We start from the raw sequence: 10,869 nt of genomic DNA, 5'->3' as shown, positions 1-10,869 counted from the left end.
TTGAAATTTCAGAAATTAATATCAGTGTTTATAGGGGCTACAGAGAGTAATAGGTAGATTATCTGTCAAACTTGGGATTGAGCACACCATTCATGTTCCCAAACCACATTTAAATGAGAGTAGATATTTGTAATAACGTTCTACTTTTTCATTGTTAACACAACGGGCACTGACAAAAAGGCGAAAGCTCCAACTATTTTATAGGTCAATTCGAGGCTGAAATAATCACCCATTAAACCAACAACCATAACCATTATGGCACCTATTAAAAAGGTAGTGGTCATAAACAGAGCATTCACAAAATTATTATGGGCCGTTTTATACTCATTAACAATGGCCAGAAATACTGGTCCGGAAGCAAATAAAAATAAGCCTGTTGCTATCAGAGCCAAAATTTGTAACCAACCGGTTGTATAGAGAAAGGCAAAAAACAATACAGGTGCCCCAATGGAAGCTATTAATAAAGCATTACGCCTTCCTATTTTGTCAGATATAGTTCCAGCTAAAAACGTTCCTGCGACTCCGGCTCCCTGTAGAATTGACAATGCAATGCCTGAGAACCACAAAGACTCACCACGCCCATTTAAAAATACAGGCAAATAAAATGTTAGAGCCGATTTCATAGCTGCCCTAAAAAACAGAATGAGGGCTATACTCGTGATTAATGGAAAAAAATTACGAATCGTCTTTAAATATTCCAGACCACTTGCAGCATTAACACTTTCTGCAATTGATATTTTACGTAGCTTAAAATATAGAACAACAGATGCTAACATACCTGTTGGTATGAAATAAGTTACCCCTTGTAAGCCCCAAAGTTCGACAGCTCCAAGGACAGCCACAGGACCGGCCGAACGGGCTAGCTCTCCTCCTACCATGTAAAAGCTCATTCCCATACCAATGCGATTACCCGATACTTTACGCATCATAACTGGTGACGGCACATGAAAAAATGAACTACTAATGCCACTCAGCAAAACTAATAGGACTAAAGTCAGTTTATTGGGAGCAACAGGCACCAAGCTCATGGCAATAGCAGTAACAGCAGGTGTTAAAATCACAAAATATCGAGCTTTGGTTCGCTATGCCAGCACACCAACTAATGGATTTAATAGAGTAGGAAGACGCTGAACAACAGAAAGAAAACCTGCAAATGTCAGACTAATTCCCATTACATCACGCAACAAAGGCAACAAAGGTGCTAAAAAAGCGGTATAGATATCATGAAAGAAATGTGCAACGGTTAATAGTGTGACCTTAGAAATCTGAAATTGCTCTTTATTACTCATATTAGCACCAGTTGACTAATTCGATTCAAAAAAAAATCCTGAACTCATGCTCAGGATTCTATTCAATTAAAATGGTAAGTCTTCTTCAGGACTTGCAGGTGGAATATCTGCTTCATTGAATGATGGCGCTGGTGCATCAGGTGGTAATGCAGCATCTTCTTTTTCAATTCGCCAAGCCTCAAGGTTTGAAAAATAATTAACACGACCGTCTTTTTCCCACTTACGACCACGAATATTAAAGCTCACCTTAATTTTATCGCCCAACTGAATTGGATCCATTAGGTTACATCTGTCTTGAGTTAATTGAAACTTAATAAAATCGTTCCAATCAGAGTTACGTTCATTAACAACCTCGATTACAAATTCTCTTTTCTTAAAACTGGCGCTGATATCCTGAATATCATCCTTGACAATTACACTTCCTGAAATCTCAAAATTCATTCTATTAGGTTCTATTCGTTTACTACTACTTTAATTATTTCATCTCCCTGACGGACATCATCTATCACATCCAATCCTTCCACTACTTTTCCAAAACAAGTATGTTGTCTATCTAAGTGCTGTGTATTCTCGCGACCATGACATATAAAAAACTGTGAACCACCAGTATTACGACCTGCATGTGCCATTGACAATACACCTTTATCGTGATATTGATTGTCTCCATCTAATTCACAGTCGATGCTATAACCTGGACCTCCAGTACCTGCACGCGGACTACTCTTATCGCGCGAATGAGGGCACCCGCCTTGTATCACAAAGTCAGGTATTACACGATGAAAAGATAATCCATCGTAAAATCCTTCTTTGGCCAGTTTAATAAAATTATCTACTGTTTTAGGTGCATCATTCTCGTAGAATTCAACTTTCATGATGCCTTTTTCAGTATGAATTTCTGCTGTTTTCATATTGATTGCGTTTACTTTTTCTTTTTCACACCTTAATCGCAAGAAAGCGATTAATAAAATATCAAACAAAAGTACGATAATAGTTGAAGCATCACAAAAGATATATTGCTCATTTTTGATGATAAAAAGCTTAGTTGAAGTTGAATCGATTAGTCCCAACCTCTCATTTTTTTTAATAACAGTTCGGATACTGATACCAATGTTCACTTTCGAACACCACATTGTTTCAAAGGCGGTCAATATTAAAAGATGCTTTTGTCCTTATTTAATCTTTAAAACCTCTATATGTGTTCGTTATGATTTTTGGCACTTCAATTGATATACAATCAGCGTTGTTAAATATTAAAAAAAACTTTGTCATGAAAACTTTAAATAACCTTACAAGCACCAAATCTTTTACAAGTGTACTTTTCATCTTATTAGTTTTATCTCTTAGCATTAGCGCTCAGCCAATGATGAATGAATTTCCTGAAAGCGAAATGGAGATTACAGTTGAAAATTGGATGACTGATTTAAACTCTTTTGATATTGATGAACCATCAATGGAGATTGAAGCGTGGATGACTGACTTGAGTAGTTTTACCGAGCCTGCTGAAGAAATGTTAGTTGAAGACTGGATGAGCGACTTGGAGTCATTTAATGTACCAGAAAACGAAGTTTTGGAAGTTGAAATGTGGATGACAAGCCTTGACGAATATTATACTACACTTAACGATTACTTATTTGCAGATGCAGAGGAAGTTGAATTAGAACTTGAAGATTGGATGACAAACTTAAGTGCTTTTAGCAAAGTAGATGCCAATGAAATTGAAGGTATTAAAACAATTGATATTGAATCGGCTTGCCCTGTATTAATTGCTCTAAAGAACTAAGCAACCCAATCATGACATTGATAATATATTGCATGCCGGATTAACATCCGGCTTTTTTTGTGCCTAAAAATAGCGTATTGACTGAACTGCTTTATCTTCCTGTTTTTTTGTTACTTTTTTTCGATTAAATCGCCTATCTCTGTTTCGTTTGATGAAACTATTACTGTCGATAATTAAAGATACTTCATGACTTCCTACGCCAAAATTGGTTCTCTCACCAATGGAGAAATCATAAGAATAACAGAACCCTAACGATCTTGAAACCTGAATGTTAAATAGAGCCGCCATTGTACTATTCGTCCTGTATGAAGCACCAATCCAAAACAGATTTTTATACAACATCTGTAGGTTAATATCAAAGACATGACTTGCCTCACTGCGGATGCGAGCTAGAAATGACGGTTTAAAAAACACATTTTTATTCAAACCAAAAGCATATCCGGAAGCTAAATAGATGCTCCGATATTGAATGTATGTTGCACCTCCAGTTTCTTCATTGCTTAGTTCATTATTTAAGACCTGAGGCATTGATACGCCAAAATAAAACTGAGGCGAATATAAAAATACACCTGTTCCAAAATTTGGCTTAAGCCCATTCTCAAGATTTTGTGCAAAACTAGGATCGTTATCTTCAATAACATCAAGGGATGACAATCCGATATTATAATGATTGAGTTTGGCACTCAAACCCATCGATAGAAACATGTTGTGATTAATCCGAATCAGGTAACTATAGACAGCAGTTACTTCGTTATGCTGTAGGGGGCCACTTTGATAGTTAATCAAACTCCCTCCAATTGATGCCATCCGTTTATTAAGAGGTGAGTGTACATTGACGGCATATGTGGTTGGTGCATCTTTAATGCCCATCCACTGCTGGCGAGACAGTATATTTACGCTAAAAGAATTGCGCACACCAGCATATGCCGGATTAATGAGCAGCTGACTATTCATGTATTGCGATGACAACATATCGCTTTGAGCCGCCAATTGTGTACTAACCAAAATCACTAACAAACACAATACCTGTTTGAGGGCCTTAACAATTGACTGTATCGATTTACTTCGCAACATAAACAAATCCAGTTAATTGTTTTTCAAAGCCAGCTATATTGATGATGTAATAATAATTACCAGCCGGCACTTTGCTTCCTTTGTTGGTCCCTTTGTTGGCAATACCATCCCAATCGTTTTGATAGTCTTGATTATGATACACTTCACTACCCCACGAATCAACGATGGAAATATTGATTCCATTATAAGTTGAGAAGTCAGGAACATAAAAAGTATCGTTAATACCATCTCCATTGGGTGAAAAACCTTGTGGAATATAAAAATCAATGTCACCACCATGTCGAACTTCAAATAGGATTTTTGCTTCACTACAATCGTTATCAACATCACAAACAATATATCGCAGCGAGTCGCGACCAACAAAACGTCGCTCAAATTCAACCTCTAATATATTGTCTGCATTAAGGTAATACTCCCCTTGCTTTAGCTCACCTATTATGGTTATGGTTAAAGGCTCATCTCCATGAATAATATCATTAGATAAAAAATCAACTTCTATGCTGTTTCCATGCAGATAAGTAACAGTATCGTTGACGGCTTCCGGCTTAAAATCAACATTTTCGATTTCAACAAATACACTTGCTTCATCGCAACTCCCATCGGTATTACAAACTTTATAAATGAATTCATCTTTACCAACAAAAGAGTGATTGGGTATAAATGTGATGGTATTATCTTCTTCTACAATAGCCTTTCCATTTTCTGCCTCTGTAACAACGCGTATTTCACTTACACCATTCTGAAGTCCAAAATCATTATTTAAAACAGGTATATTAACCGAATTATTCTCAAATCCTTTTATTTTATCATCGTAGGCATAAACTGTTTCCTGCCCCACAATTGGAAGCACAGAAATCATCACTAAAAAGATTATGAATATCCGTCGGCACATGAGATTCTACTCTTAAGATTCTATCAGAAATCAAAAATAGCATTATTACCCCTTTAAACAATAACTTCACTACCTCTTTGCATTAAGGCGTTTGATAGCTTTATTCCTTTTATTACGGTTTCGTTCTGAACAAGGAATAGAGCCTTTCGATTTATCTTTGCAAATTCGATATTTACAAACTAATTGGTAAGAGCTACCATAATCAAGTTGGGCTCCGGTTAAACCTAACTGATATTCAAGACCTACCAATAAATTGTTTAATTGTACACCTCCGGTTATCGCCATACCAAGGCTTTTGCCAAACTGATGGTCCATCGTTCGACGATAGCTCACCAAACCCCAGAGCGATAAATTTGGATCGGGCGTTGGAAAAAACCCTTTCACACTCATATCAAGCTTACTATCCACCAACATATTTCGGCGATACATAATCATTGGCTCAAGAAAAATATCACGATCACCTAATTTATATTCTGTTCCGGCATGAATGTGTATGTCGGAGGTGAGTGCTGGTTCATTATCATTGAGGTACATTGGGTTGTTTTGTGGGAGAATATTCGTTACCGAAAAACCAAAGTGATAATCATTGTATTTAAACAGGATTCCTGCATTGGCATTAAAACCCCATCCGCTTTCATTGGCTCCTGACAAAACCGGATCGAGTATAGCACCGTCAGTCAACTGTGTTTGATCAACAGAGCTTTGCTCGGCATTTAATGACATACCAAAGGTCATTGAGGCAGTTCTGCGGCGTTTCTTACTGAACATCACTTCATACGAAAGCGATGTTTGAAAGCCCATTTCAGAATAAAACCCATTTTGATCATTATAAAAATAGGATCCTAAGCCCAGGCTTTCTGTTACAGGTCCCTGATAACTTAAAACTTGAGTTGTAGGAGCCTTGTCCATTCCAAACCATTGCTTTTGATAGTATCCACTAAACTCATAACACCCTTTGTAGTATCCTGCACCAGCCGGGTTCATCAGGTACAAATCATATAAATACTGATTTGTTATATAGTATTTTTGCGCCTTACCCATTGTCAGAATACAGAGTAAAACAAACAAAAGTATCAACTTCTTCATCGCCTTACCTATCTCTTAAGTGTAATATGCCCTTTTAACATTTTCTTCAATGGTAGCACTTCGATAACATACCAATATGCATCTGATGGCACCGGTTTACCGATATACTCACCATCCCAACCTGGTTCTGAAGCCTTATATTCTATTAATAATTTTCCAAACCTATCATAAATCTTGATAATGGAGTCTGGAAACTTATCCATTCCTTCAATCTCCCATCTATCATTAATCCCATCATTATTGGGTGTTACAAAATTCGGAATATCAATATCTACAATTGAATTTAGTAAGACTGTATCAGCGGCCATACAGGTATTTAAATCGTGAACCTGAACAATGTACATTCCATTCTCCAAGTCCTTAAATACGTTTTCATCCTGCCATGCTTCTTCATTAATAGCATATTGATATGGTTCTGTTCCTCCTTGTGCCAATATGCCAATCTGACCATAAATTAATGTATCAAGCTGAACAATAACAGGTGTCTCATTAAATACAACCCTTGTCGTGTCCTGCAACCAAAAGCAACCATCTAAAACACTAACCCAATACTCGCCAGCTTCTTTAACCGTAAATGTTGGAAGTCGACTATTATCAAACCAACGGTATTCGATAAATTCATATCCAGCCTCAAGCAATAATGAATCGCCATTACAAACAGCTGTATCAGGACACAATTCATAATCAGGCGCCGGCAAGGCATGAACCATTTTTGTATCAAAGCCAATACAACCATGCTCATCTGTTACGGTTACTATATTGACGGTGTCAGAAAAATTGGCATAAATACTTGTACCTAGATCATTATTGTGCCATTTATAAGATGTGAAACCAGGTGTTGCTTCCAAAAGAACCATATCAACCGGACATATAGCCGTATCAGCCCCGAGTGTAACATTAGGGATTGGACGCCATATGACATGTGCAGTTGCCGTTCCAATACAGCCTTTATTCGTTTCGGCAGATAAAGTATAGCTGCCCTTTGCAACCGTAATGGTTGGTGTTGTTGCACGGGTAGACCAACGATAATTTGCTAATCCAATTGGGGCCTCAAGAACGCCCATAATACCCGAACACACCGTAGTATCGTTAACCGTAACGTTTGGCAATGGATTAGCTGTAATTAAAACATCATCTTCAGCAATACAACCATCGGCGGTTGTCACTTCAATCCTATACGTATTTGTGGTCGTTACTTGTAATGTTGGTTCGTTAAGATTGGTATCACCATTCCATCGATAAGTTGTAAAAGATGGGTCGGTCGTTAATGTAATTATATCGCCTTCACACATCTCGCGATCCGGACCTAAATCAACATTAGGTATAGCTAATGATTTCAACACCAGTGTATCTTCGCTTTGACAACCATTCGCATCTTCAATTAATAATCGATAAGAACCAGATTCACTTGTATTCCAATCGGCATTGGCAATTAGGTGAGTATCTCCGTTCGATTCAATTTTATACCAATCGTATGATAATGCGTTTGCAATAGGATTTGATAACGCTACTGTTACATTTTCACAGGTTTCAATTGGATCCGGCAATGTAATCTCCGTCTTGGCAAACTCAGATACATTAACAGCATCTGTTGCCGAACATCCATACTCATCATAAGCTGTCACATTATAAGTACCGGCTCCATCAATTACTAATTTAGCAGTAGTCCAATCATTTATTCGGCGTTGACCTCCATTCCAAACGAGATAATCAAATAAGCCATCTGCTGGTACAAAATTATCAATCGTAATATTACGCTCACTCTCTGGGCAAATATTTGATGGGGCATTTAAGGCAATGGTTGGATTACCATGTTCGGTAACGATAATTTCGTTTGTTTTAACACAACCTCCAATAGAAGCTTCTACTTGGTAGGTACCAGGTGTTGATACCGTAATTTCGGCACCACTCAGACTATTATCAACTGTTCCATTAAGTGACCATGCGTAATTATCATATCCGGTGGTAACTGAAATAATGACTTCTTCACCTGTACACAAATTTTGACTTAGACCTAAATGTGGAGCTGGCGCAATAACAAAACTCACTTGAACATCATCTGCCACTTCGCACCCGTCCAGGTCTATTGCAGTCACAAAGTACCTGCCATTATCATCAGAGGTGGCCGGACTAATTTCATAAGCATACTCTGGCGTTGGTGTTGGCAATGTAGCAATAGCTCCAACTCCATCTTTTTGAAAGCGCCACTCATAATTTGAGTAATCACTTCCATGATTAATCGTCAAAGTAATTCCTGCACATTCTTCTCTATCAGGACCTAAATCAAATGGTTTTGGTGGTAAAAAGTCGAAATTAAACTCATCACGCGAGGTACATCCGTTCGCATCAGTGATTTCTAACCAATAATCGGCAGCTACGTTCACATCTAATGATGTTCCGGTTGAATTATCTGACCATAGATAACTATAACCTGCTCCATTTAAAGGCGCATTAATGGTTGTTGTTGCTGCAATACAACCTAGTTCATCGATAATATCAAATGCTGGCAATTCATTTAGTGTAACATTAAAGTTCTGAGAAACGGAACAACCTTCGGCTCCCCAAACAGTCAACGTATAATTTCCTGACTGCTGCGGTTCAATGTAGTTTTGAGTTTCATCTAGATTTAACACTCTACCATTAAATGACCACTCATAACGCTCAATACCAGTTTCATCAGCAGTGATTCTTTCACCTCGACACAACTCTGTTCTATCAAGACTTACAACCGGTAAGGAGTGAGTCAAAACTTGCTTTCGATCGGTATTTGAACAATTTAAATTATCAGTTACCGTTAGCCAAACATCTTGCACATCACCTTCGGCCAATATTACAGAAGTGGAGTTGTTGGTCGTTCCATCGAACCACTCATAGGTTCCTAAGCCATCAGGGACTTCAAATGTTATAGTCTCCTCCGGGCAAACAATTGTATCAGCACCTAGATCAAATTCAGGCAATAGAAATTCAACATAAATACTATCGGTTTGAATACAACCTCCAAAATTAACTTCGGCCTGCACCCAGTATGTTCCTGATTGCGAAACAGCAAAAGTTTCAGCGGTTGATTGTACAGTATTGCCAGTATGCTCTGAGTACCAATTGTAGGATTTCATTGGCTCTGCTGTACTTAATACAATCTGATTTCCTTGACATTCTTGAGTTGGTCCTTCTAAGCGCAATTGACCATAAGATGAAAAATATCCATAACTTGTACTGCCTTGATTTTCATCCAATATACTCATATGAAACAACCCATTGGTATTTTCAATCGTGTGCGGTGCACCAGTTGTAATATCCAATTGAATAACGCCACTGTACCAAGTTTCATCAGCCGAACCGGTATCGGTTCCTTTAACTTTCTCCCATACAATTCTATCTAGATCATTTCGCTGATTTCCATTTTGATCCCTGAATACAAATGAATTAAGATTCTTTTCCTGTGTAAGTAACTGCACCCAAAACTCCAAGGTAAACGTTCGTACAAAACTTACTGAACGAGAGCCGGTGCAACTTGCACTAGGAAGTACTGCACTACCCATTTCATTACCGGTACGGTTCCATAAACTAGCTAATTGGTAGGCATAAACAGGCTTATCTGCATCAATATACAATGCATTCCCTTCAATGTCTAAATCTAATTGTTCGCCTCGATCAAGCCTTTTTATTAATTGCTGGTTATTATAAACTATCGTCACATAGGTATCATCCTCGGTAGCCAGCACATACACCTTGTTGATTGTTCGGTTATCCGGACTCGTATTAACAACAATGTACTCTGTACCAATAACTGACGTAGGAATGAGTTGGTCACCGATTAGATCATAAGGCCCATATCCTTGTCCTTGCCATACACTATCATCACTTATCGTAACAGCTATATCCTTATCTGATGAAATGTAAGTACCAGCCAGGGATGATGTTGGAGATGTATCATTAGTGTTTTCCACGCAAAATGTTTGTCCTCTATTAAGCGTAATCGTAAAAGGTACATTTGCAGCATGTCCAACAACAGATGCTGTTGGAACAATTGTGATGCTTGTGTTATCTTCGGTAGCTACAATATCAACCTTTTCATCAGCAACCGGATTAAGAGGTTTGTTTCTGAAGGTATTTTGCGATGGCACAAAAAATTCAGTACCTAATCCGTTATGTCCTTTAAGGGTAAACTTATCGGGGTTAACTCCATTAGCAACTTCGTAATATACTGTAATGTCAGCATCTGAAGTAATATAAACTCCCTTATTATTAACACGATCAGAAGGCTCATTCTCAACTACATCCTTATCCAAATCAATACGCTCCTGAGTATTGGCATTAATTTGAATATTCTGTATGACTCTGCCTCCATCAGCAGGCATACTTACTGTTACGTTTGCAGTTGTTCCCAGAGCTGTTATTCTAAAAACGATAGGCTCATCGCCATGGCCGACTGTTACATCTGGAGCTACAAACCAAAATTCTCTACCAACTTGAGCGTTAGTGTTAAATAAGACAATGATGTAACAAAAAAAATACAAATAAGCATTTCTGCATAGCATTAATATTAGGTCTATAAATATTCTTTACGCCGTTTTAGAGCGCACGTAACTATCTAAAGCAAAATAAATTACTCTACCCAACACACTTTTCAACTTAGCTTACTCGTAATAAATAGCTCTGACTTGAGCTAAAAGTCTTTACCGTCCAACCCTTTACTTTAAGCTAAACTATAATACTCTTATTTGATTGATAAGGTTGCAAAAAGAATC

The 10,869-nt window shown here is 37.8% G+C and carries 9 protein-coding genes; 1 reads left to right on the top strand and 8 read right to left on the bottom strand.

The window, feature by feature from the left end:
• Window positions 1-140 precede the first annotated feature (140 nt).
• The 4 genes from JIV24_RS10605 to JIV24_RS10590 all read right to left on the bottom strand — a co-directional run bounded on the left by JIV24_RS10605 (window position 141) and on the right by JIV24_RS10590 (window position 2,197).
• Window positions 141-1,061, bottom strand: coding sequence for an MFS transporter (locus JIV24_RS10605; RefSeq protein ID WP_200465012.1), 921 nt, complete (start codon window positions 1,059-1,061; stop codon window positions 141-143).
• Between the two features lie 21 nt (window positions 1,062-1,082).
• Window positions 1,083-1,289 (bottom strand): hypothetical protein, encoded by a 207-nt coding sequence (locus JIV24_RS10600; RefSeq protein WP_200465011.1) that lies wholly within the window; start codon window positions 1,287-1,289, stop codon window positions 1,083-1,085.
• Window positions 1,290-1,355: 66 nt separating this feature from the next.
• Window positions 1,356-1,730: a DUF3127 domain-containing protein gene (locus tag JIV24_RS10595; RefSeq protein WP_200465010.1), complete on the bottom strand. Its 375-nt coding sequence runs from the start codon at window positions 1,728-1,730 to the stop codon at window positions 1,356-1,358.
• 11 nt (window positions 1,731-1,741) lie between these two features.
• Entirely contained in the window at window positions 1,742-2,197 is a 456-nt protein-coding gene (locus tag JIV24_RS10590) for a peptidylprolyl isomerase (RefSeq protein ID WP_200465009.1), read from the bottom strand.
• 359 nt (window positions 2,198-2,556) lie between these two features.
• Here JIV24_RS10590 and JIV24_RS10585 point away from each other — a divergent pair, with 359 nt between their 5' ends.
• The gene (locus tag JIV24_RS10585; RefSeq protein WP_200465008.1) at window positions 2,557-3,069 is read left to right on the top strand and encodes a hypothetical protein; all 513 of its coding nucleotides are present in this window, start codon (window positions 2,557-2,559) and stop codon (window positions 3,067-3,069) included.
• A 63-nt stretch (window positions 3,070-3,132) separates the two neighbouring features.
• Here the strand turns inward: JIV24_RS10585 and JIV24_RS10580 are convergent, their stop codons facing one another.
• The 4 genes from JIV24_RS10580 to JIV24_RS10565 form a co-directional block, all read right to left on the bottom strand.
• On the bottom strand, window positions 3,133-4,143 hold the full coding sequence (locus JIV24_RS10580) for a PorP/SprF family type IX secretion system membrane protein (protein ID WP_200465007.1): 1,011 nt from the start codon (window positions 4,141-4,143) through the stop codon (window positions 3,133-3,135).
• A complete protein-coding gene (locus JIV24_RS10575) occupies window positions 4,130-5,002 on the bottom strand; it encodes an Ig-like domain-containing protein (RefSeq protein ID WP_200465006.1) in 873 nt (290 codons plus the stop codon). Before JIV24_RS10575 ends, JIV24_RS10580 begins: the two co-directional genes overlap by 14 nt.
• 102 nt (window positions 5,003-5,104) lie before the next feature.
• Complete coding sequence (locus tag JIV24_RS10570) at window positions 5,105-6,121, bottom strand: PorP/SprF family type IX secretion system membrane protein (protein WP_200465005.1); 1,017 nt, start codon at window positions 6,119-6,121, stop codon at window positions 5,105-5,107.
• Between the two features lie 8 nt (window positions 6,122-6,129).
• The gene (locus JIV24_RS10565) at window positions 6,130-10,659 is read right to left on the bottom strand and encodes a T9SS type B sorting domain-containing protein (protein WP_200465004.1); all 4,530 of its coding nucleotides are present in this window, start codon (window positions 10,657-10,659) and stop codon (window positions 6,130-6,132) included.
• Window positions 10,660-10,869: the final 210 nt, after the last annotated feature.

The organism is Carboxylicivirga marina (genome assembly GCF_016612505.1).
GTDB classification, from domain to species: Bacteria; Bacteroidota; Bacteroidia; order Bacteroidales; family Marinilabiliaceae; genus Carboxylicivirga; species Carboxylicivirga marina.
Note: the sequence above shows the minus strand (reverse complement) of the source record. Positions and strands in the feature narration are given on the sequence as shown.

Bases quoted from the DNA above. Each gene is read 5' to 3' on its own strand.
- JIV24_RS10600 (WP_200465011.1), bottom strand. From the start codon at position 1,289: ATGAGTAATAAAGAGCAATTTCAGATTTCTAAGGTCACACTATTAACC.
- JIV24_RS10580 (WP_200465007.1), bottom strand. From the start codon at position 4,143: ATGTTGCGAAGTAAATCGATACAGTCAATTGTTAAGGCCCTCAAACAG.
- JIV24_RS10585 (WP_200465008.1), top strand. From the start codon at position 2,557: ATGAAAACTTTAAATAACCTTACAAGCACCAAATCTTTTACAAGTGTA.
- JIV24_RS10565 (WP_200465004.1), bottom strand. From the start codon at position 10,659: ATGCTATGCAGAAATGCTTATTTGTATTTTTTTTGTTACATCATTGTC.
- JIV24_RS10575 (WP_200465006.1), bottom strand. From the start codon at position 5,002: ATGATTTCTGTGCTTCCAATTGTGGGGCAGGAAACAGTTTATGCCTAC.
- JIV24_RS10590 (WP_200465009.1), bottom strand. From the start codon at position 2,197: ATGAAAACAGCAGAAATTCATACTGAAAAAGGCATCATGAAAGTTGAA.
- JIV24_RS10595 (WP_200465010.1), bottom strand. From the start codon at position 1,730: ATGAATTTTGAGATTTCAGGAAGTGTAATTGTCAAGGATGATATTCAG.
- JIV24_RS10570 (WP_200465005.1), bottom strand. From the start codon at position 6,121: ATGAAGAAGTTGATACTTTTGTTTGTTTTACTCTGTATTCTGACAATG.